The 21,019-nt window shown below is 63.8% G+C and carries 17 protein-coding genes; 7 read left to right on the top strand and 10 right to left on the bottom strand.

What is annotated here, in order from left to right:
* Positions 1–17: 17 nt before the first annotated feature.
* Positions 18–1,385, bottom strand: a complete 1,368-nt coding sequence (locus AT395_RS03665) for a peptidylprolyl isomerase (protein ID WP_048628024.1) — start codon at positions 1,383–1,385, stop codon at positions 18–20.
* Complete coding sequence (locus AT395_RS03660; RefSeq protein WP_167370714.1) at positions 1,378–3,687, bottom strand: LPS-assembly protein LptD; 2,310 nt, start codon at positions 3,685–3,687, stop codon at positions 1,378–1,380. The genes AT395_RS03665 and AT395_RS03660 overlap by 8 nt, the downstream gene beginning before the upstream one ends.
* Before the next feature lie 211 nt (positions 3,688–3,898).
* On the opposite strand from AT395_RS03660, the gene AT395_RS03655 reads away from it, so the two are divergent.
* From AT395_RS03655 to purH, 7 genes are all read left to right on the top strand, one after another.
* The gene (locus AT395_RS03655; protein ID WP_042113075.1) at positions 3,899–4,984 is read left to right on the top strand and encodes an aminoglycoside phosphotransferase family protein; all 1,086 of its coding nucleotides are present in this window, start codon (positions 3,899–3,901) and stop codon (positions 4,982–4,984) included.
* 28 nt (positions 4,985–5,012) lie between these two features.
* Positions 5,013–5,753, top strand: coding sequence for an N-acetylmuramate alpha-1-phosphate uridylyltransferase MurU (gene murU / locus AT395_RS03650; RefSeq protein WP_048628084.1), 741 nt, complete (start codon positions 5,013–5,015; stop codon positions 5,751–5,753).
* A gap of 51 nt (positions 5,754–5,804) precedes the next feature.
* Positions 5,805–7,136 carry a Xaa-Pro aminopeptidase gene (gene pepP / locus AT395_RS03645; RefSeq protein ID WP_094067509.1) on the top strand — a complete coding sequence of 444 codons (1,332 nt, stop codon included), beginning with the start codon at positions 5,805–5,807 and terminating at the stop codon, positions 7,134–7,136.
* Positions 7,136–8,461 carry a UbiH/UbiF/VisC/COQ6 family ubiquinone biosynthesis hydroxylase gene (locus AT395_RS03640; RefSeq protein WP_446674127.1) on the top strand — a complete coding sequence of 442 codons (1,326 nt, stop codon included), beginning with the start codon at positions 7,136–7,138 and terminating at the stop codon, positions 8,459–8,461. Before pepP ends, AT395_RS03640 begins: the two co-directional genes overlap by 1 nt.
* Before the next feature lie 115 nt (positions 8,462–8,576).
* A complete protein-coding gene (gene dusB / locus AT395_RS03635) occupies positions 8,577–9,605 on the top strand; it encodes a tRNA dihydrouridine synthase DusB (protein WP_072632765.1) in 1,029 nt (342 codons plus the stop codon).
* Positions 9,602–9,835 carry a Fis family transcriptional regulator gene (locus AT395_RS03630; RefSeq protein WP_010803993.1) on the top strand — a complete coding sequence of 78 codons (234 nt, stop codon included), beginning with the start codon at positions 9,602–9,604 and terminating at the stop codon, positions 9,833–9,835. Before dusB ends, AT395_RS03630 begins: the two co-directional genes overlap by 4 nt.
* A gap of 59 nt (positions 9,836–9,894) precedes the next feature.
* Positions 9,895–11,460 (top strand): bifunctional phosphoribosylaminoimidazolecarboxamide formyltransferase/IMP cyclohydrolase, encoded by a 1,566-nt coding sequence (gene purH, locus AT395_RS03625; RefSeq protein WP_042113081.1) that lies wholly within the window; start codon positions 9,895–9,897, stop codon positions 11,458–11,460.
* Between the two features lie 330 nt (positions 11,461–11,790).
* On the opposite strand, the gene AT395_RS03620 is transcribed toward purH, so the two are convergent.
* The 8 genes from AT395_RS03620 to holA form a co-directional block, all read right to left on the bottom strand.
* Positions 11,791–12,846 carry a porin gene (locus AT395_RS03620; RefSeq protein WP_042113082.1) on the bottom strand — a complete coding sequence of 352 codons (1,056 nt, stop codon included), beginning with the start codon at positions 12,844–12,846 and terminating at the stop codon, positions 11,791–11,793.
* A gap of 42 nt (positions 12,847–12,888) precedes the next feature.
* Positions 12,889–13,866 (bottom strand): XdhC family protein, encoded by a 978-nt coding sequence (locus AT395_RS03615; protein ID WP_048628026.1) that lies wholly within the window; start codon positions 13,864–13,866, stop codon positions 12,889–12,891.
* Positions 13,866–16,085 carry a xanthine dehydrogenase family protein molybdopterin-binding subunit gene (locus AT395_RS03610; RefSeq protein WP_048628086.1) on the bottom strand — a complete coding sequence of 740 codons (2,220 nt, stop codon included), beginning with the start codon at positions 16,083–16,085 and terminating at the stop codon, positions 13,866–13,868. Before AT395_RS03610 ends, AT395_RS03615 begins: the two co-directional genes overlap by 1 nt.
* A gap of 25 nt (positions 16,086–16,110) precedes the next feature.
* Complete coding sequence (locus AT395_RS03605; RefSeq protein WP_048628027.1) at positions 16,111–16,554, bottom strand: (2Fe-2S)-binding protein; 444 nt, start codon at positions 16,552–16,554, stop codon at positions 16,111–16,113.
* Positions 16,555–16,725: 171 nt separating this feature from the next.
* Positions 16,726–17,667 (bottom strand): AraC family transcriptional regulator, encoded by a 942-nt coding sequence (locus AT395_RS03600; RefSeq protein WP_042113087.1) that lies wholly within the window; start codon positions 17,665–17,667, stop codon positions 16,726–16,728.
* Positions 17,668–17,926: 259 nt separating this feature from the next.
* Positions 17,927–18,541 carry a HutD/Ves family protein gene (locus tag AT395_RS03595; RefSeq protein ID WP_167370713.1) on the bottom strand — a complete coding sequence of 205 codons (615 nt, stop codon included), beginning with the start codon at positions 18,539–18,541 and terminating at the stop codon, positions 17,927–17,929.
* Positions 18,542–18,563: 22 nt separating this feature from the next.
* Positions 18,564–19,832 carry a glutamate-5-semialdehyde dehydrogenase gene (locus AT395_RS03590; RefSeq protein ID WP_048628029.1) on the bottom strand — a complete coding sequence of 423 codons (1,269 nt, stop codon included), beginning with the start codon at positions 19,830–19,832 and terminating at the stop codon, positions 18,564–18,566.
* A 96-nt stretch (positions 19,833–19,928) separates the two neighbouring features.
* Positions 19,929–21,008, bottom strand: coding sequence for a DNA polymerase III subunit delta (gene holA, locus AT395_RS03585; protein ID WP_042113090.1), 1,080 nt, complete (start codon positions 21,006–21,008; stop codon positions 19,929–19,931).
* Between the last annotated feature and the right edge of the window lie 11 nt (positions 21,009–21,019).

The following is a 21,019-nucleotide window of genomic DNA, read 5'->3' as shown; positions in this document are numbered from 1 at the left end:
AGCGTCTCACGCGGCGCTTACTGCTGCGCGGTGTTCAAACGATAGTCCACGTAAGCGCTGTCACGCAATTGCTGCAACCAGTCGCGGTATTGCTGCTCCGACTTGCGGCCGCGTAGTTCCTGCATCGCGAGATTGCGCTCCTGATCGCCCGAGACTTGCGACTCGCGGTGACCCAGCACCTGGATCAGGTGATAGCCGTACTCCGAGCGCACCGGATCGCTGATCTGGCCGTCTTTGAGCTCCGACATGGCACGCTCGAACGCCGGCACAGTCTCGCCCGGCGAGATCCAGCCAAGGTCGCCGCCCTGCGACGCCGAGCCATCCACCGAGAACTGACGCGCGAAGTCGGCGAAATCACCCTTGCCCGATTCGATCTTCGCCTTGATGTCGAGCAGTTTCTGGCGTGCCTGCGCTTCCGACACACCATCGCCCACCCGGATCAGGATGTGACGTGCGTGAATCTGCGGCACGGTCATGCCCTGATCGCCGCCCTGCTTGCGGACTTCGATCAGCTTGACGACGTGGAAACCATTGTTGCTGCGAAGCACCTGCGGCACAACCGTACCCGGCTGCAGCTTCTGCACCTGATTCAGGTACAGATCGGGAATGCGTTCCGGAATGCGGAAGCCCATGTCGCCACCGTCGGCGGCATCGGAGGCGTCCGAATACTGCTTCGCCAATGCGGCGAAGTCACCGCCGGCTTTCGCCTTGTCCAGGGCCTCGTTGGCTTTCTTCTCTGCGGCACTGACCTGATCGGGCGTTGCACCATCGGGCAGCTTCACGAGAATCTCGCTCAGACGGTACTCCGTCGAAGAGGGCGTTGCCGTGGCGCCGCGCTGCGCCGCGAGGAAGGTGTTGATTTCCGAATCGCTGACCTGTATCTGGCTATCGACTTCGCGATCGCGCAAACGCGCCAGAATGATCTGTTCGCGGACTTCCTTGCGGAAGGCGTCCCAAGGCACACCGGCCTGCGACAGACGCGCCTTGTACTGATCGACGCTCAGACGATTGTCGGCGGCAATGCGTTGCAGCGCCTGCTCGACGTCTGCGTCTTTCACGACGATACCGTCTTCCTTCGCACGCTGGAGTTGCACCTGCGTGACGATCATTTGTTCGAGCACCTGACGCTGCAGCATGTCGGCGTCCGGAATCGGACGCTTGGCGAGCGTGAGCTGGTGCTTGGCCTCGTCGATACGGGCGTCGAGTTCCTTACGCGTAATCACGCTATCGTTGACCACGGCCACGATGGAATCGACCGCGCGCGTGGACGACGCAGGCGCGCCGGCAACTTTGGCGCCGACCGGCGCCGGCTGAGCCAGCGCCACCCCAGCGGCGAGACACAGGCTCGCCAGCAGCGAGGCACGCTTCACAAACATGTCATTCATAGTTGCTGAATCGAGAAGGAATCTGGTTCGTCGGCGGCGGCTGATAGCCCGGCACACCGACCTTGAAGGCCTCTGTGGCTGCGGTGCCGGACTTGGTCAAGCCCTTCAACTCCAACTGCGCGAACACACGCGAAGTTGTCGTAGTGGCATTGGTCGCGTAGCGCTGCAGCCCTATCCGGAAGGCCCAGCAGTCGGCATCATACTCGAAACCCGCCAGGGCATCGACGAACGTCTTGTCGGTAATGCTGTAGTTCAGCCGCCCGACAACCCCGAGACGCGGTGTGATCGGCCATTGACCGGAAAGTTCGACCTGATTGATCGGTGTCACCGTCAATGCGGTTTGTCCCACGACCGGCGGGGGATTGCGCAGATAGCGGTAGTACAGGTTGAACACCCGGCGCTCGCCCGGACGCCATGTGAAACCTACGTCCGAACGGTTGAACTGCGACGTACTCGGACTGTACTGCACGTTAGTCGTGAAGGTCAGGTTGCTGTACAGCAGCGCCGACCCGCCCACCAGGAAGTCGGACACACCGGCGTTTTCCGGCACGCCACCCGGCATTGTGACCAGCGACTGCTGAATGTTGTAACGCTGCGCGTACCAGACACGGCCACGTTCCACGCCGGACTCCGCATCGATCAGGCGCGATGTCAGTGCCATCGTGACACGATTGGCATCCTGAATTCGGTCGACGCCGATGAACGAGTTCTCGCTGAAGATTTCCGCGAGGTTGAAGTCCGACACCGCACCGTCAAAAATCGGGATCGAACTCTGATTACGATATGGCGTGTAGACGTAGAACAGGCGCGGCTCCAACGTCTGGAGCATCGCCGTGCCGAACAGGTTCAACGGACGCTCGAAGGTCAGCCCCGTATCGAGGCTCACCGTCGGAACCGTACGCGTGATCGACGACTGCATCGTCGAATTGTTCGGATAGTCAACGTTGTAGGACGCCGCGTTGAAGATGACCTTCGGAACGATGAAGTAGCCCGGCGTCAGAATCGGGTAGCTCAACGTCGGCTGCGCATAGAGACGTTCCCCGTTCGGCTGGCCGGTCCACGATGCAATCTGGAACCGGGTGTACCGGATCGGCATCGTGAAATCGAAGCCGTGGAAATCGGCCTTGTTATACGTTGCCGACAGCTCCGGCACCGCTTCGTACTGAGGCGTGCTGGGCGCGAGCGTCTGATATTTCAACACGCGGGCGAGGAACGACCAGTTGCCGTAACCCCATGTCAGGCCAGCCTCGCGGTTATACACGCGCTGCACGCCGGTCTGAAAATTGGTGCCCGAGCCAAAATCGTCCGGATAGGTATCGTCCGAGACCTTCGTGAAATTGACGTAGGCGTTCACGCCATAACCGAGCGACTGGCTATGCTGCCAGGTGAACGTGTAGCGGGCGTCCCCCGTCACACGATCCTTCGGCAAATACTCGATGTGGAATAACCCGGCGTAGGTAGGCTCGAGATAGCGAAAGTCGCCCATGAGCATCACGCCGCGTTTGGTCAGGACGCGAGGCGTGAGCGTCAGATCACGATTCGGCGCGATGTTGAAGTAATACGGTGTCGCCAGCTCGAAGCCCGTTCGGGTCGACTGCGTGAACGTGGGCGCCAGAAAACCTGAGCGACGTTCGTTCGACGTCGGAAACGACAGGTACGGGCTGGCGAAGATCGGTACGCCCTGAAAGAACAGGATACCGTTGTACGCCGTGCCTTCCTGCTGCTCCTGATCGAACTCGAACTCGGAGGCCTTGATGTACCAGGCCGGCGTCTGCCCCTCTTCGGTACAGGCGCAACCCGAATACGTGCCCCGCTGCATCGTCAGGAGGTTATTCGCCTCGATGTCGGCACGCTCCGACTTGCCGCCGCCGCCCGACACGAGCCGGTACGTCGGCGTCAGCATATAGCCGTCGCCCGCACCAGTATACATATGAGCCTCGGGGCCGACGAACAGATTGCCGCCCTGGGACAGGTGCGCGTTGCCACGCGCGACCACTTCGTCCGAATCCTGATCGTACGTCAGGCGGTCGCCCTTCACGAACTGGCGGTATTTGCGCGCCTCGGCGTCGCCATCGACCGTCGCATCCACGTTGGTGCGGCCGGTGAGGTGCATGCCGCGCACGTACATCGGCACGTCGTCACCAGCGCCCAGTGGGTTGTCGATGAGCGCCGGCACCGTGCGCAGCACAAGACCGTCGCTCTTGGCGATATCGGGGGGGGGGGCTTCCTGCGCGCCGGCGAGCGAACACCACACTCCGGGGAGGGAGAGCAGGAGTGCCAGCGGCTTACGCCGAGTACGCATCAGGCGACGCAGCGAAAAATCATTCGTATGGACTTGTTTATCCGGCATGTACGCAAACAGCGTGACAATCGTGGCGCCGCTTGCGGGCAGCCAATCCCGTATGTCTGCTCGGCTTTACCGGGACATTCGGGACGGTCGATCGAGGTCGAGAATCAGGGCGTCGGGAAAACAAGATCGGGTATTATATGGCAAGACGTTTACCGCCCCCATCATGACCGCACACCCCATTGCCGCCGCGAGTGTTTCCAACGCTTCCCACGCGCTCTCCGACGCCGCCGATCCCCGCCTGAAAGCCCTTAGCGACTGGCTCGCCAGCGTGGCGGAACCGTTTTCGCTCGACATGACGCAGTGGGCTCCGGCATCGGCCGACGCCAGCTTCCGGCGTTACTTCCGTATCGGCAGTCACGATCCCGCGCATCCGAGCCTGATCGTCATGGACGCGCCGCCGCCGCAGGAAGATTGCCGCCCGTTCGTGCACGTTGCGCAATTGCTCGCCGAAGCGGGCTTGCAGGCACCGAAGGTGCTGGCCGAGGACCTCGCGCAGGGTTTCCTGCTGCTGACGGACCTCGGACGCGAGACATATCTCGACGTGATCAACGACGACAACGCGCGAGCGCTCATGCGCGCCGCGCTCGATGCGCTGATCGTCTGGCAGAAAAGCTCGCGTCCGGAAGTGCTGCCCGCCTACGACACGGCGCTGCTCCAGCGCGAACTCGACCTGTTCCCGGACTGGTATGTCGGAAAGCATCTGAAAGTGGAACTGAGCGCCGACCAGCGGGCCACGCTCGATCGCATCAACCAGTTGCTCATCGACAGTGCCCTCGCGCAGCCGAAAGTGTTCGTGCATCGCGATTACATGCCTCGCAATCTGATGCCAGCGCTGCCGGGCGCCACGGGGCCGGGCATTCTCGACTTTCAGGACGCAGTCTATGGCCCGCTCACCTACGACGTCATCTCGCTCATGCGCGACGCGTTCCGCAGTTGGGACGAAGCGCGCCAGCTCGACTGGCTCGCGTACTACTGGGAGCGCGCCCGCAAGGCCGGTCTGCCCGTCGACCCCGACTTCGGCGAGTTCTATCGCCAGGCCGAATGGATGGGCCTGCAACGTCACCTGAAGGTGCTCGGCATTTTCGCGCGAATCAACTATCGCGACGGCAAGCCGCGTTATCTGGCCGACACGCCGCGCTTCATTGAGTACGCACGCAAGGTCGCCGATCGCTACGCACCGTTGCGCCCGCTGGCCAAGTTGCTCGACGAACTGACCGGCCAGCAGGTCGATGTGGGCTACACGTTCTGAGGCGCGCCGCATGACCGTGATGACCGCCATGAAGGCGATGATCTTTGCTGCGGGACGCGGCGAACGCATGCGCCCGCTCACCGATGTAACACCGAAGCCCCTGCTGAGCGTTGGCGGCAAGCCGATCATCGTCTGGCAAATCGAAGCATTGGCGCGTGCAGGCTTCACGGACATCGTAATCAACCACGCGTGGCTGGGCGCGCAGATCGAAGCCGCGCTCGGCGACGGCAGCGCGTTTGGTGTCAGGCTTGCCTACTCGGCCGAGGCCGAGGCGCTGGAGACAGCAGGCGGCATAGCCCAGGCGCGCACGTTGCTCGAAGGGGCCGGAAATGTCTTTCTGGCAGTTTCGGGCGATGTCTTCACGGCGTTCGATTATGCATCGCTGCGCCCGCAGGCCAAGCGCATGGCCGCCCTGCCCACGCCGGGAATGCACCTCGTGATGGTGCCAAACCCGCCGTTTCACCCGCAGGGGGACTTCTCGCTCGACGCCGCAGGACGCCTGTATCTGCCCGACGCGGCCCCGGCCACCGCCAGCCCGCTGACGTTCGGCAATATTGCACTGTACGACCTGCGCCTGTTCGATGGCATTGCCCCCGGCACGCGCATGGCGCTCACGCCGCTGTATCGGCACTCGATTGCCGCCGCACAGGCCAGCGGCGAGCGCTTCGACGGCATTTGGGAAAACATTGGCACCCCGGCGCAGCTCGCTGCACTTGACGCCGACGTGCGCGCCCGGCACGACCTCGCCCCCGGCAGTAGAATCGCCTGAATACGCCCGAACACGCCTGAACTCGACCGAATAGACGAAATGGAGCCCGCGATGTCTGATTCCCCGTACCGTGCCCGCCGCGAGCGAGTCATCGAACAGATGCGCAAGGCCGGTGGCGGCGTCGCCATTCTGCCGACGGCGCCCGAGGTACCGCGCAACCGCGACAGCGACTACCCCTACCGGCACGACAGCTATTTCTATTACCTGTCTGGCTTTACGGAACCCGAAGCAGTTGTCGTGCTCGATAGCCGCACGGGTCACTCGATCCTGTTCTGCCGTGCGAAGAACGAAGAGCGCGAGATCTGGGACGGCTATCGCTACGGCCCCGACGCCGCACGCGAGACCTTCGGTTTCGACGCCGCCTACCCCATCGACGAGATCGACACACGCCTGCCCCAGTTGCTGGCCGACGCACCGGCGCTCTTCTATGCCCTCGGCGCTTCCGCCCAGCAGGACCGGCAGGTGCGTCACTGGCTGAACACGGTACGTGCGCAGAGCCGCACGGGCGTGTCGGCGCCGTCCGCCGCACGCGATGTCCGCGCGATTCTCGACGAGATGCGTCTGGTCAAGGACAGCGTCGAACTCGACATCATGGCGCGCGCCGGCAAGATTTCAGCCGACGCTCACATCCGCGCGATGAAAACGTCGCGTCCCGGTTTGCGTGAATACCATCTCGAGGCCGAATTGCTGTACGAATTCCGCCGCAACGGCTCGCAATTCCCCGCCTATGGCTCGATTGTCGCCACGGGTGCCAACGCGACGGTGCTGCACTACCGCGCGGGCGACACCGAGTTGCGCGACGGCGATCTGTGCCTGATCGACGCGGCGTGTGAACTCGACGGCTACGCGTCGGACATCACGCGCACGTTCCCGGTGAACGGGAAGTTCACCCCGGCGCAGCGTGAGCTGTACGACATTGTGCTCGCCTCGCAACAAGCCGCCATCGACGCCACCCGCGCCGGTGTGCGCTTCGATGCGCCCCACGACGCCGCCGTGCGCGTACTTGCGCAGGGCATGCTCGATACCGGCCTGCTCAAGCGCGATGTGGCCGGCAGCCTCGACGACGTGATCGCCAACAAGTCGTTCAGCCGCTTCTACATGCACCGTACGGGGCACTGGATCGGCATGGACGTGCACGATTGCGGCGAGTACCGCGAAGATGGTCCGAATGGCGAACGCCCGTGGCGCACGCTGGCCCCGAACATGGTGATGACCGTCGAGCCGGGCATTTACGTGCGCCCGGCGCCCGACATCGACGAGCGCTACTGGAACATCGGCATTCGTATCGAAGACGACGCGGTTGTGACCGCAAACGGCTGCACGCTGCTCACGCGCGACGTGCCGGTCGACGCCGACGAGATCGAAGCCCTGATGCGCGGCTGATGACACACGCGGCCCCCGTTCCCCCGATGCACGGCACACCCGTAGCGGACGAACCTCCTGCCCGACGCTTCGACGTGGCGATCGTTGGCGCCGGCCCGGTCGGCACCGCACTCGCCCTGATGCTCGTGCAACGTGCGCCGCAGTTGTGCATTGCGCTGGTGGATGGGCGCGGCGCACAGGCCGGATACGACGATCCGCGCACGCTGGCCCTTTCGCACGGCAGCCGCGAGATTCTCGCGCGCGCCGGTGCGTGGCCGCACAGCGGTTCGGGACTCGACAGCACACCGATCCGGCATATCCACGTCTCGCAGGCGCGACGCTTCGGCAGCACCGAAATCGACTATCTCGATCATGACGTTCCTGCGCTGGGTTACGTGGTGCGGTATGGCGCCCTGATGCGAGCATTGGACGCCGCCATGTCGCGCGTACCCGCCCGCTTCGAGCATGCGCCATCGTCTGCACCTCCTGCGTCACCCGCATTGCCCGCACCGGTAGCATCGCCCGGCCTGCATCACTTCCGCCCCTATCGGGCTATCGCTCTGCGTCAGGATTCGCAGCAGGTCACGATCACCCTAGGCACCTCACTCGACGATCAGGCGCAAACGCTGCACGCCACGCTTGCGGTCAATGCCGAAGGCGGCCTGTTCGAGGGCCAGACGGCCCGGCCGCGTACGCGCGACTATGGACAGACGGCGCTCGTGGGTTTCGTCACCTGTGAGCGGCCCCGCGTTGGCTGGGCATGGGAACGCTTCACGCCGGACGGTCCGCTGGCACTGCTGCCGCAGGAAAACGGCTACGCGCTGGTGTGGTGCTGCTCGCACGCCGAGGCAAAGCGCCGTCGCGAGATGGACGACGCATCGTTCCTCGCGGAACTGCACACGGCGTTTGGCGATCGCATGGGCCGGTTCACCTCGGTTACCGGCCGCGCCGGTTTTCCGCTGGGCCTCAACGCCCTCGGTCACATCGTCGACGGCCGGATTGCCGCGATCGGCAACGCCGCGCAAACGCTCCATCCGGTCGCCGGACAAGGGCTGAACCTGGGCCTGCGCGACGCCTTCGATCTGGCCGACACACTGGTCCGCACCGCACACACCTCCCCCCTCCAGCAAGGCGTGCCGGGTCCCGCCGCCCTCAACGCCTTCGCCCGCCGACGTCGCGCCGACCGTGGCCTGACGATCCGCATTACCGATCTGCTGCCCCGCGTCTTCGGCATCGACGCCGCACCTATTGCCGTTCTGCGCGGCATGGCGCTGGCCGGCCTTGACCTGGTCCCGCCCGTCAAAACCGCCTTCGCCCGCCAGATGATGTTCGGCCAGCGCGGCTGAGCCGGGCTTTGCCTCGCGCCGCTGGCGGGACCCCGAACGATTTGCACATTTTTTAGGCGACGGGGACGGGTTTTCGCAGTAAAATACAAACTTTTTCCCGGCTTTTCCCTTCATCGTGCGTATTGGCCCCCACGAACTCCGCAATAACCTGTTTGTCGCTCCCATGGCGGGCGTGACGGATCGGCCGTTCCGCCAGTTGTGCAAACGACTCGGCGCGGGTTATGCCGTCTCCGAGATGGTGGCGTCGAACGCACAGCTCTGGAAAAGCGAGAAGACGATGCGCCGCGCGAATCACGCGGGCGAAGTCGCCCCGATCTCGGTGCAAATTGCGGGTGCCGACCCGGCCATGATGGCTGAGGCCGCCCGCTATAACGTGGAACGCGGCGCGCAGATCATCGACATCAACATGGGCTGCCCGGCCAAGAAGGTGTGCAACGTCGCCGCCGGCTCGGCCCTGCTGCAAAACGAGCCGCTCGTCGCGCGTATCGTGTCCGCCGTCGTCGGCGCCGTGGGCGACGTGGTACCGGTCACGCTCAAGATTCGCACGGGCTGGGATCGCGAACACAAGAACGCCCTCACGGTCGCGCGAATCGCCGAAGACTGCGGCATCAGCATGCTCACGGTTCACGGCCGCACCCGCGCCGACCTGTATCACGGCGACGCCGAGTACGAGACCATTGCCGCAGTGAAAGCCGCCGCGCGCATTCCGATCGTCGCCAACGGCGATATCGCCACGGCGCAGAAAGCGAAGCATGTGCTGGAAGTCACGGGGGCAGACGCCATCATGATCGGCCGTGCCGCGCAGGGACGCCCGTGGCTATTCCGCGACATCGAACTCTTCCTCGCGACGGGCGAGATCGCTTTGCCGCCGCGCGTCGACGAGATCCAGCAGATCATGAACGAACACCTCGAAGACCATTACGAGTTTTACGGGGAGTACACCGGTGTGCGGACCGCGCGGAAACATATCGCGTGGTATTCGCGTGGCCTGCCGGGGGCAGCCACGTTCCGCCAGCGTATGAATACGCTCGACACCACGCAGGAACAGTTGGCTGCGGTCAACGAGTTTTTCGAACAGCAGAAGGCGCACTCGGACCGTCTCTGCTATGAACAAGAATCGCCGAGGGAGCTATTAGCCGCATGAGCAAAACAAACATAGAACAATGCGTGCGCGACAGTCTGGATTCGTATTTCCGCGATCTGGATGGCGCACGGCCACACGATGTCTACGATATGGTCGTCTCGGTCGTTGAGAAGCCGCTGCTCGAGTTCGTGCTCGGCAAGGCCGACGGCAACCAGTCGCTCGCCGCCGAATATCTGGGAATCAATCGCAACACGCTGCGCAAGAAGTTGCAGCAGCACGGCTTGCTGTAACCGTTGCGCCCAGCCATTCGCCCAACTCGCCAGTTTTTGCCGCTTCACTACCGTCCGTCATGATCAAGCAAGCTCTCATTTCCGTCTCCGACAAGACCGGTATCGTCGACTTTGCCAAGTCGCTCGCTGCCCAGGGTGTGTCGATCCTCTCCACCGGCGGCACCGCCAAACTTCTGGCCGAGGCCGGCCTGAAGGTGACCGAAGTGGCCGACTACACCGGCTTCCCGGAAATGCTCGACGGGCGCGTGAAAACGCTGCATCCGAAGGTTCACGGCGGCATTCTGGCCCGGCGCGATCTGCCCGAGCACATGGCCGCGCTCGAGAAGCATGACATTCCGACGATCGACCTGCTGGTGGTCAATCTGTACCCGTTCGTACAGACCATCGCCCGCGATGATTGCTCGCTCGAAGACGCCATCGAGAACATCGACATCGGCGGCCCGACTATGCTGCGCTCGGCGGCGAAGAATCACCGCGATGTCACCGTGATCGTCGATCCGGCCGACTACGCCGTGGTGCTCGACGAAATGAAGGCGAACGGCAACACGGTCGGCTACGCCACGAACTTCCGTCTGGCCACCAAGGTGTTCGCACACACCGCGCAGTACGACGGCGCGATCACGAACTACCTCACGAGCCTTGGCGACTCGCTGCGCCACAGCGAGCGCTCCGCTTACCCGGCCACGCTGAATCTCGCGTACACGAAGGTGCAGGACATGCGCTACGGCGAGAACCCGCACCAGAGCGCGGCGTTCTACCGCGACATCGTGACGCCGGAAGGCTCGCTCGCGAACTATCGCCAGCTTCAGGGCAAGGAACTGTCGTACAACAACATCGCCGATGCCGATGCGGCCTGGGAATGCGTGAAGACGTTCGACGCTCCCGCTTGCGTCATCATCAAACACGCGAACCCGTGTGGCGTGGCCATCGCCGCCACGCCGGCCGACGCCTACGCCAAAGCCTTCCAGACCGACCCGACATCGGCTTTCGGCGGCATCATCGCCTTCAACCGCGAAGTCGACGAAGCCGCTGCGCAATCGGTGGCCAAGCAATTCGTGGAGGTGCTGCTCGCGCCGTCGTTCACCGACGCCGCCAAGCAAATCTTCGCCGCCAAACAAAATGTGCGTCTGCTGGAAGTCCCGCTGGGCAACGGCGTGAATCAATACGACTTCAAACGCGTGGGCGGTGGTCTGCTGGTTCAATCGCCCGACGCCAAGAACGTCGCCCCGCACGAGCTGCGCGTGGTGACAAAGCGTCATCCGACGCCGAAGGAAATGGACGACCTGCTGTTCGCATGGCGCGTGGCAAAGTACGTGAAATCTAACGCCATCGTGTTCTGCGCCGGCGGCATGACACTGGGCGTCGGTGCAGGCCAGATGAGCCGCGTCGACTCGGCTCGTATCGCCAGCATCAAGGCGCAAAACGCCGGTCTGTCACTGAACGGCTCGGCCGTGGCATCGGACGCGTTCTTCCCATTCCGTGACGGCCTCGACGTCGTGGTCGACGCAGGCGCCACCTGTGTGATCCACCCGGGCGGCTCGATGCGCGACGAGGAAGTCATCGCCGCAGCCGACGAACGCAACGTCGCAATGCTGATGACAGGCACGCGCCACTTCCGTCACTAAGCGACCGCTCTGCTACGGCGTTTGACGCCGTTTTGGGGGCGTCATGCCGCTCCCGCTCCGTTAAGGCAAAAATGCCGCTTCGACGCAAATCGAAGCGGCATCTTTTTTTGTTGCTACGTCTTTGTTCTACTCTGGCGGTGGCTGTGGGCCCTCTTCCTTAACGCCTCCCTCCAGATGGATCGGAGCCCCTTTTCGCCTCTCAGACATCAACCCAACTCGCTGCAGAAAGGGGCCCCGATCCATCCCCCTCCACACTTTCTGTACTTCTGTCCTCCGCCCACACTTTTTTCTCCTTCTTTTTGTGGCGCAGGAACGGGGGGGCGGTGCGCTTTAGAAGTAATGCGCAAGGCCTACGGCCACGCCTAGCTGATTGCTGCCCGGCACGATCGTCAAACCATAACCAGTCACACCCAGATTCGAGTGGTTCTGGTTTCGCGCGAATCCAACCTGAGCAAAAAGTTGCGTGCGCTTGGAAAGCAGGTACGCCGCGTTCGCCGCCAACAGGTACGGATGCTGATTCGCCGACGTGATGTTGTTGTAGTAAATCGCACCGGACAGAATCACCTCCGTGACCGGGCGGTATTGCAACCCCGCGAAGTACAGTTCGTTACGCCCTGCCACGCCCGGCACGCTACTCAGATACCACTGGTAACCAACGTACGGTTTGAAGTTGCCCACAGCGTAGCTGGCACCCGCCGCCACTCGCTGCGTCGTAGCGCCCTGCGTCGCGACAGAGGTGCCCTGCTGCTGGTCGTAGACGAGCGACATGTTGAACGGCCCGTTTCCATACCCCATCGACACGCTGTACTCCTTGCCAACACGCCACTCGCCCGGCACCTGCCCACCATTCGTAATCGTGGCGTCGTACCCGGTCGAAAACAAACCGGCCACCTTGAAGCCGTTGAAGTTCCCCGCGTACTTGATCGAGTTATCAGCCTTCCCAACGAATTGCGCATCCAGCGCCGGCAGCGAGTAGCTGTAGTAAGACAACGGATCGAGTTCCAGGAACGCGTCGTAGATCAGGTTCTTTTGACGGCCAACGGTGACGGCACCCCACTCGTTCTGCAAACCAACATACGCCTGACGGCCGAACATCCGCCCACCCTGCTGAAGCTGCCCGGAGTCGAGATTGAAACCCGCTTCGAGCTGCATGATCGCCTTCAAGCCACCACCAAGATCTTCCGATCCTTTGAAACCAAACCGATTGGGCGCCTGCGACCCGTTGCTCACGCGAAAGAGCGACTGCTTGCTGCCATTTGCCCCCGTCCCCGCATTGCTGAGGTACTCCAGACTGTTGTCCAGAATGCCGTAGATTTGCAAACCATCCGCTTTGGCGCAACCCGCCCCAAGCGTCAACGCCATTGCCAGCCAGACCTTGTGTTTCATGACATCCCCTGTATTTATATTGGACTACGAATTACACATCCGTCATGCCATACCGTTTCTCAACGCCGTGATCTCCGCCAGAATCGCGAGTGCAATTTCCGGCGGTGTGCGTGCGCCGAGAGGCAAGCCGACGGGGCCATGCAAACGTTCGATCTGCGTGGTGGTCAGATCGAACATCGCCAGACGCTCGCGCCGCGACGCCTGGTTGCGGCGCGAGCCAATCGCACCGACATAGAAGGCGTCGGACTTGAGCGCTTCAAGCAACGCCATGTCGTCGAGCTTCGGATCATGTGTGAGCGCAACGATGGCCGTGCGGCCATCGGGACGCAGACGCAAGATCAAGTCGTCCGGCATTTCTCGCGTACGCGTGACGTGAGCGCTCGGGGGAACGTCGTGCGTCATGCGCTGCCTTGTGTCGAGCGGCTCGTCGTGAATGTCGCGTGGATCGCAGACGATGACCTGATATCCGAGCGGTACCGCCATGCGGATAAGGTGGTGCGTCAGCTGCCCGTCGCCGATCACGATGATTCGCCATCGAGGACCGAACGGCACGGTAAGCCGCGTGGCGGTATAGGCGAACACCGAGGGTTGCGCATCGCTACGCACGCGCGCGTGCCCGGTGTGCAGATCGAGTTCGCGTACGCCAAGCTCGCCGCGACCGATGGCGTCTCGCATGACGTCGAGCGCGCTGCGCGACGTCACGCGCTCGATAACCAATTCGAGGGTGCCGCCACACGGCAGCCCAAAGCGGTGCGCTTCATCGGCCGTCAGGCCGTACGTCTGCACATGCGGGCGTTCCCCGGGACGAAATCCGCCCACCACTTTGGCAAGCAGATCGTCTTCGATGCAGCCCCCCGAAACCGACCCGGCGACGCGTCCGCAGGTCGCGAGCGCCATCATCGCGCCCACGGGGCGCGGCGCCGAGCCCCACGTCCGGGCAACGGTCGCGAGCAGCACGTCATCGCCCTGGCCTTGCCAGCGGGCGACGGCGTCGAGTACCTCGGCGTCGACCCCGTCCATCAGGCATGCCCCTCCCGGTCGAGCGCTTTTGCCTCGGCAACGGTCTGCGGCAACGGCATGGACCGCGCCCGTACGCCGGTGGCACGCCGGATGGCCTGCGCCACTGCCGGCGCCATGGGCGGCAACGACACTTCGCCGCATCCCTGCGGCGGACGGTCGCTAGGCACGATCACGGTCTCGATTTTCGGCATCTCGACGAGGTACAACAGCGGGTAGTCGCCAAAGTTGCCCTGCTCGACTGCGCCGTTGGCGAACGTGATCTGACTTTTGAATGTATTGGTCAGCGCGAACCCGATGCCACCCTCGATGTTGGCGCGGATGAGGTTCGGATTGATCGCACGCCCGCAATCGACGCCGCATACCACACGTTCGACCTTGAAGCGATCGCCCACAACGCGCAGTTCCACGGCCACCGCCACGTAGGTCGAGAACGCGGCGCCACGCCCGGTATAGGTGCAATAACCGAAGCCGCGATGCACGCCGGGTTTCGCCTTCGCCTGCCAGCCAGCCGATGTCACGGTCGTCTCGATCACACGCGTGGCCAGCGCATCGTGCTTGAGCAAACGCTTGCGATACTCAATGGGATCGATCCCGGCCGCCTCGGCCATCTCGTCGATGAAGCTCTCGAGAAAGAACACGCTCGACGTAGAGCCGACGGAGCGCATGAAGCTCACGGGAATGTTCGGCTGCGGCACGTCGATACCCTCGACGCGCAGATTCGGTACGGCGTACGCGAGGTCGTAGAGCCCGTCGAGCATGGTCTCGTCGTAGCCGGCCTTCTCGTAGTGGTCTTTCTTGATGACGTTGTAAAGCGACTGTCCTGCCACGCGCACATGCAATGCCGTAGGCAGTCCGTCGTGGCCGAGTACCGCCTGAAACCGGCCCGACGCGCAGGGACGATAGAAGCCGTGCCGGGTGTCGTCTTCACGCGAGCGGATGACTTTGACCGGACGCCCGACCGCCGCCGATGCCACCGCCGCATGGATCACGAAATCGGGCACGTACTTGCGGCCGAAACTACCGCCGAGGAAGGTGGTATGCACCGTGACCTTTTCGGGCGGCAATTTGAAGATGCCGCCGAGCGCCCAGCGAACTTTGTCCTGCCCCTGAATCGGCCCCCAGACTTCTATCTCGCCCTTGTCCTTGCGCACATGCACGGTAGCGTTGACCGGTTCCATGGTCGCGTGGACGATGTACGGCGTGTGGTACTCGCCGGTCACGACCTTGCCACCGGCAGCGATGCGCCCCGGGGCATCGCCGATGTTGGTGGCAATCCCCGCCTGACCATTGATCAATGCAGCACGGCGCTCTGCCAGAATCGTCTTGCTGTCTGCCGCCGGACCGGCTTTCCACTCGACATCCAACGCGTCGCACGCGGTCTTCGCACGCCAGTAGTCGCTCGCCACGACGATGACGGCGTCTTTCGCCATGACGACCTCGTGCACGCCCTTGCGCGCCTTGATCTCTTCCCGGTTGCGCACGGCAAGCGGTGCGCCGCCCGATGTCGGCGCCATGCGCACGGCACCGATGAGCATGTCGGGTACTTTGACGTCGATCCCGAAGACCGCCGAGCCGTCGACTTTCGAAGGCGTGTCGAGTCGCGGCACCGGCTTGCCGATCAGCGCGTGCGCCGCCTCGTTCTTGAGTTGCGGATGCGGATTGAGGGGCAGCTTGGCCGCGTCGGCGGCCAGCTCGCCGTAGCCCAGCGAACGCCCCGACTGCGGATGCATGACCCGGCCGTCGCGCGTGACGCAGTTGGTCGTGCGCACGCCGAACCGGCGCGCCGCGACCGCAACGAGTGCTTCGCGTGCCTGTGCGCCCGCGATGCGCAAACGCTCGTAGAACAGCGTCACCGACATCGAGGCGCCCACGAACTGTTGCAACGCCTCGTTGGCTGCGGCCGTGCGATAGGCGGCGCGCGCCGTCACGAATTCGACGCGGACCCGGCGCCAATCGGCATCGAGTTCGTCGGCAAGGACCTGCGGCAGGCCGGTGTAGACGCCCTGCCCGACTTCGCATTGCGACAGCCCCAGCACGGTGGTACCGTCGGCATCGATCCGGATCCAGTCGTTGATCTCGATGAGGTTCTCGCCCGCCGCGCGCGCCTCGGGACTCGCCACCCACGACGCCGAGATCGGAATCAGCAGGCTGCCTGCTGCCAGCGACATGCCGCCCAGCCAACGGCGTCGAGATGGGGACGCCGGTGCGCCCGCTGCCATGCCGCTCTCGGTATGTGTCTTGCGCTCAGCGCTTTGCTGCGACATGGATTGCCTCCCGGATACGGTGATAGGTCGCGCAACGGCAGAGGTTGGTCATCGCTTCGTCGATCTGAGCGTCGGTCGGCTGCGGATGCTTGTCGAGCAGCGCCGCCGCCGCCATCACCATGCCGGACTGGCAGTAGCCGCACTGCGGCACGTCTTTGGCGATCCAGGCTTGCTGAATCGGATGCGAGCGCGTCGGCGACAATGCTTCGATGGTGGTGATGCGCTTGCCCGCCACGGCCGAGACCGGCAGCACGCACGTGCGTGTGGCTACGCCGTCGACATGCACCGTGCAGGCACCGCAAGCGCCAATGCCGCAGCCGTACTTGGTGCCGGTCAGTCCTGCGGCGTCGCGAATGACCCACAGCAAAGGCGTGTCGTCATCGCCATCGAAGGCGAAGGGCCGCCCGTTGAGTTGGAATTCCATGGTGTCTCCCGTTGTGACTTCCGCCTGCGCCCGCGAACCTCGCGGCGCGCCGGCAGATGGCGAATGAATTCTCACAACGAGAAAATTGGCGAACAACGACCGCCCGGCCCGAAAAGGATGCCGTTCGTCCAGAGACGGGAAAACCCTCAGGCACGCGACACAGCGGTCGCGCTAGCGACCCAGTTCGCAGCTTCGGAGGTATTCGCGCGGAGGCAGGCCGTAACAACGGCGAAAAGCGCGGGTGAAGGCTTTCTCGGAGGCATAGCCGACGGCATCCGCGACATCGGCAATGCGCTCACCCGCGCCCGCCAGACGCTCGGCGGCCAGATACATGCGGTGCTTGGTGAGATACGACATCGGCGACTCGCCCACGAGGTCGCGAAAGCGCAGACAGAACTTTGAGCGCGACATGCCGGCAATGTCCGCCAGTTGCTCGACCGTCCACGGCCGTTGCGGCGCTTCATGCATCGAGGCGATGCTGCGCCCGAGTTGCGGGTCGGTCATGCCGCGCAACCAATGCGTGGCGGCCCCGCCGTTCGCGCTCAGATACGCACGCAGAATCTGGACGAACAGCACGTCTGCCAGACGCGCGACAGCGACCCGCCACCCGGCACCGCGTTGCATCGACTCTTCGATGAACCCGGCAATGGTCGTGGTCAGCAATGCAGGAACCGCAGGGTCCCCCGCACGAATGTGAATCAACGGCGGCAGCGAAGCGAGTAAGGGATTGCGCACGCGTTCACGAAACATCACCACGCCAGTGTAGAGATCGCTGACCGGCCCCTCGCCGCCGGCGCGAAACGCAAGCGGCGTATCGAGCCTCGGCTCGATACCCTGCGCCGACATCAATTGCTCGAAAGCGATCGGTGTCTCGTCGAGCGACGAACACATGATGTGTTCATGTCCGTGGGGCAACAGCACGCAGTCGCCCGGCTCAACACGTACCGGCGCCATTCCGGCCACCACAAGATAGAACGGCTCACCCATCGCCGTGCGAAACGGTGCGCCGTCGAGCGCAGGCTTGCGCAGCGACCACGGCGCACCGAACGTGAATCGGCCCGTAACGACCGCGTCGGCACGCAGGTCGCTGAGAACGTCGCTTAGCGGATCCATATCGTCCCGTCTCGCGCCGTGTCGAGATATTCATGTTTCATGGGTGGAACCTTGGTTTATATGTGGATAACGCAGAGTATGCCGTTTCGCTCGTCGGAAAAGTATCCGGATCAGCCTAGGGAAAATACGAAGACACGTCGATGCGCGGGGAGAGGCCTCGGCGGGCGCTGGCGTGAAGGGAGAACGGGGAGGGGGAACGCGGGAGGCGGGAGGCGGAAGAAATTGGCCTGTGTCTGGGGATGCGACACAGGCCGGGTGTTCAACGTCGCGAAAGTGTCGTCAGGAAGACGTCGGCGAAGCTGGCGCCGGCACGCAGCTCACAGGCGTGACCGCCACCGTCGTCGATGCGAAGCGCGTGCCCCTCGGGAATCGCCACGGCCCGACCATCGCCGAATGTCACCTGCACTTGCCCGTGCGCACAGTAAAGGAAGGCAACGGCGTGGGCCTCCGTCGGCAGCGCCCAGGTCAGGGCTTCGCCATCGAGACGATGCTGCGCCAACGTGTGCTGCCAGCCGGAGCGACGCGTCATGACGTTGAAGTCGTCGATGGGCACGCCAGCCGCCTCCAGCACCGGCGTGCTCGTCACACTCAACTCCCCTTCAAACGCGTAGGGAGGCGTGTGTGTGGTGAGCGTGGCGTCCGGACGGCCCTCGACATTGAGCGTGAGCGTGCCGCCCCGGACAATCGCCAGCGAACGGTCAATGCCGGCGAACTCGGAGAATGGCCCCGGCGCAGCGACGGTCGCCGTGCTGATCCGCCAGTCGAAGCCGTCGCCGTCTACGCGACGCGCTACCGCCAGTTCCGTCGTCACGCCCTGGCCGTTCTTCCACGGCATCTTCAGAAAATCGGCCGGGCCGAGCGCTTGCAGTTTCATGAGACGTATTTTTGCGACGCGATTACTGGCGGACTTCGCCGTGCCCGAACACGACATACTTCAGACTCGTCAGGCCCTCAAGCCCCACCGGACCACGGGCATGCAGCTTGTCGTTCGAGATGCCGATCTCGGCACCCAGACCAAACTCGAAGCCGTCGGCAAAGCGCGTGCTTGCATTGATCATCACGCTGGCCGAATCGACTTCGCGCAGGAATTGCATGGCCGCGCTGTAGTCTTCGGTCACGATGGCGTCGGTGTGATGCGAACCGTAGCGATTGATGTGCTCGATGGCCGGCGCGAGGCCGTCGACAATCTTGATGGCCAGCACCGGCGCCAGGTATTCCGTGGACCAGTCTTCCTCGGTCGCCGCCACCGCGCCCGTCACACCGGCGTCGTGAAGTGCGGCGAGCGTGCGTTCGCAACCACGCAGTTCGACTTGCTTGCCCTGGAACATGCGGGCGATCGCAGACAACTGGCCAATGGCGTGCTGATCGACGAGCAACGTCTCCATCGTGTTGCAAGTGCCGTAGCGGTGCGTCTTGGCGTTCTCGCAAATCGCCAGCGCCTTCGCCGGATCGGCGCGGCCGTCGACATAGACGTGACAGATGCCATCGAGGTGCTTGATCATGGGCACGCGCGCATCTTGCATCAACCGCGCGATCAGGCTCTTGCCGCCGCGCGGCACGATCACGTCGACGTACTCGGTCATGGTGATGAGTTCGCCGACAGCCGCCCGGTCGGGCGTGCTCACCACCTGCACGGCGTCGCCCGGCAAGCCGGTTTGTGCAAGTGCCTGAGCAATGAGCGAGGCCAGGGCGGTGTTGCTTTCGATGGCTTCCGAGCCGCCGCGCAGAATGGTCGCATTACCCGACTTGAGGCAAAGCGCTGCGGCGTCGATCGTCACGTTGGGTCGCGATTCGTAAATGATGCCGATGACGCCCAGCGGCACACGCATCTGGCCAACCTGAATGCCACTCGGCTGCACGCGCACGTTGCTGATCTCGCCAATGGGATCGGACAGGCCGGCGATCTGGCGCAACCCGTCGATCATCGTGCGCAGCGCCTTGTCGGAGAGCGTGAGGCGGTCGATGAACGCGGCGTCCTGACCGTTCGCACGCGCCCGCTCGAGATCGCGGCGGTTCACTTCCTGCAACTTTGCGCCGTCGCGTTCGATGGCATCCGCAATCGCCAGAAGTGCGCGATTCTTGGCGGCGGTGTCGGCACGCGCCATGGCGCGCGAGGCCTCGCGGGCACGCTGGCCCAGCGATTGCATGTAGGCTTTGATATCCATATCGTCGGTTCGGCAGTTCTATGGGCGACTCGGTCGCCTTTGCATTCTGTTGGCTGTCAGTGCGGGCAGCCGGCGTTAGCGGAATTGGGGCGCAGTCTATGCATGCACCGGACGCGATGCACGCGCAGAGCGCGCCGTCGGCGGTCGCTCGCCGGCGAGCAGCAGGCCGAGCTGAAGCATGCCGTCCCAGGGATCGCCCGGAAGACCGTCTGCGCGCAGGCCCTTGACCTGCCGGTCCAGACGCGCCGCCAATTGCAGCGCCTGTGCAAGCATGGCCGGCGTGGCGCGATTCGCCGCTTGTTCCATCAAACGCTCGCGCGGGCCCCAGACCCGATATTCGCGCAGCAACATCGCGAGCGGCTTGCCCGCCGCCATCCCGCGCGTGATCTTGGCAAGGGTGCGGACTTCTTCCGTCAATGCCCATAACACGAGCGGCGCGGCTTCGCCTTCGCCACGCAGACCGTCGAGCATGCGAACGAGCCGGGCGGAATCGCCTGCCAGCACGGCTTCGCTAAGTTTGAAGACGTCGTAGCGTGCAACGTTGAGCACCGCGTCCTGCACCTGCTCGAACGCCAGCACACCCGACGGATACAGCAGGCCCAGCTTCTGAATTTCCTGGTGCGCCGCGAGCAGATTGCCTTCGACGCGATCCGCGATGAACTGCAATACGCGACGTCCCGGCTCGCCCGCTTCGACACGTTGTCCCTGTGCGGAGAGCCGTTGGGCAATCCAGTCAGGCAGACGGCTACGGTCGACCGGATCGATCTTGATCGTGACGCCCACGCGATCGAGCGAGGAGAACCAGTCGGATTTGGTTGCGGTAGCATCGAGCCGCGGCAGCGTAACGATCGTCAGCACGTCGCTATTGGCGGCATCGGCATGCGCCTTGAGCGCAGCGCCTCCATCCTTGCCGGGCTTTCCGCCGGGAATGCGCAGTTCGATGAGTTTGCGATCGCCGAACAGCGACATCGACTGCCCGGCGTTCGCGAGCGCGCCCCAGTCGAAGCTGCGCTCGACGCTGAGCACGTCACGCTCGGTGAAGCCACCCGCACGCGCCGCCGCGCGCACACGATCCACCGCTTCCTGCACGAGCAGGCTCTCGTCGCCGTAGATCGTATAGATCGGCGAGAGCGTCTTGGCGAGATGCGCGTCGAGCGCGTCGGGGCGCAGTTGCATGGCCGTGAGCG

The sequence above is a fragment of the Pandoraea apista genome, assembly GCF_001465595.2.
GTDB classification, from domain to species: domain Bacteria; phylum Pseudomonadota; class Gammaproteobacteria; order Burkholderiales; family Burkholderiaceae; genus Pandoraea; species Pandoraea apista.
The sequence above is the reverse complement of the archived record's forward strand: the minus strand, read 5'-3'. Positions and strand labels throughout refer to the sequence as shown.

What these genes read in the sequence shown, in the direction of transcription:
- holA (WP_042113090.1), bottom strand. Translation starts at nt 21,008, where the DNA reads ATGCAACTGCGCCCCGACGCGCTCGACGCGCATCTCGCCAAGACGCTC.
- AT395_RS03665 (WP_048628024.1), bottom strand. Translation starts at nt 1,385, where the DNA reads ATGAATGACATGTTTGTGAAGCGTGCCTCGCTGCTGGCGAGCCTGTGT.
- AT395_RS03595 (WP_167370713.1), bottom strand. Translation starts at nt 18,541, where the DNA reads ATGAAACTGCAAGCGCTCGGCCCGGCCGATTTTCTGAAGATGCCGTGG.
- AT395_RS03620 (WP_042113082.1), bottom strand. Translation starts at nt 12,846, where the DNA reads ATGAAACACAAGGTCTGGCTGGCAATGGCGTTGACGCTTGGGGCGGGT.
- AT395_RS03615 (WP_048628026.1), bottom strand. Translation starts at nt 13,866, where the DNA reads ATGGACGGGGTCGACGCCGAGGTACTCGACGCCGTCGCCCGCTGGCAA.
- AT395_RS03660 (WP_167370714.1), bottom strand. Translation starts at nt 3,687, where the DNA reads ATGCGTACTCGGCGTAAGCCGCTGGCACTCCTGCTCTCCCTCCCCGGA.
- AT395_RS03640 (WP_446674127.1), top strand. Translation starts at nt 7,136, where the DNA reads ATGACACACGCGGCCCCCGTTCCCCCGATGCACGGCACACCCGTAGCG.
- AT395_RS03600 (WP_042113087.1), bottom strand. Translation starts at nt 17,667, where the DNA reads ATGGATCCGCTAAGCGACGTTCTCAGCGACCTGCGTGCCGACGCGGTC.
- AT395_RS03630 (WP_010803993.1), top strand. Translation starts at nt 9,602, where the DNA reads ATGAGCAAAACAAACATAGAACAATGCGTGCGCGACAGTCTGGATTCG.
- purH (WP_042113081.1), top strand. Translation starts at nt 9,895, where the DNA reads ATGATCAAGCAAGCTCTCATTTCCGTCTCCGACAAGACCGGTATCGTC.
- AT395_RS03610 (WP_048628086.1), bottom strand. Translation starts at nt 16,085, where the DNA reads ATGGCAGCGGGCGCACCGGCGTCCCCATCTCGACGCCGTTGGCTGGGC.
- murU (WP_048628084.1), top strand. Translation starts at nt 5,013, where the DNA reads ATGAAGGCGATGATCTTTGCTGCGGGACGCGGCGAACGCATGCGCCCG.
- pepP (WP_094067509.1), top strand. Translation starts at nt 5,805, where the DNA reads ATGTCTGATTCCCCGTACCGTGCCCGCCGCGAGCGAGTCATCGAACAG.
- AT395_RS03605 (WP_048628027.1), bottom strand. Translation starts at nt 16,554, where the DNA reads ATGGAATTCCAACTCAACGGGCGGCCCTTCGCCTTCGATGGCGATGAC.
- AT395_RS03590 (WP_048628029.1), bottom strand. Translation starts at nt 19,832, where the DNA reads ATGGATATCAAAGCCTACATGCAATCGCTGGGCCAGCGTGCCCGCGAG.
- AT395_RS03655 (WP_042113075.1), top strand. Translation starts at nt 3,899, where the DNA reads ATGACCGCACACCCCATTGCCGCCGCGAGTGTTTCCAACGCTTCCCAC.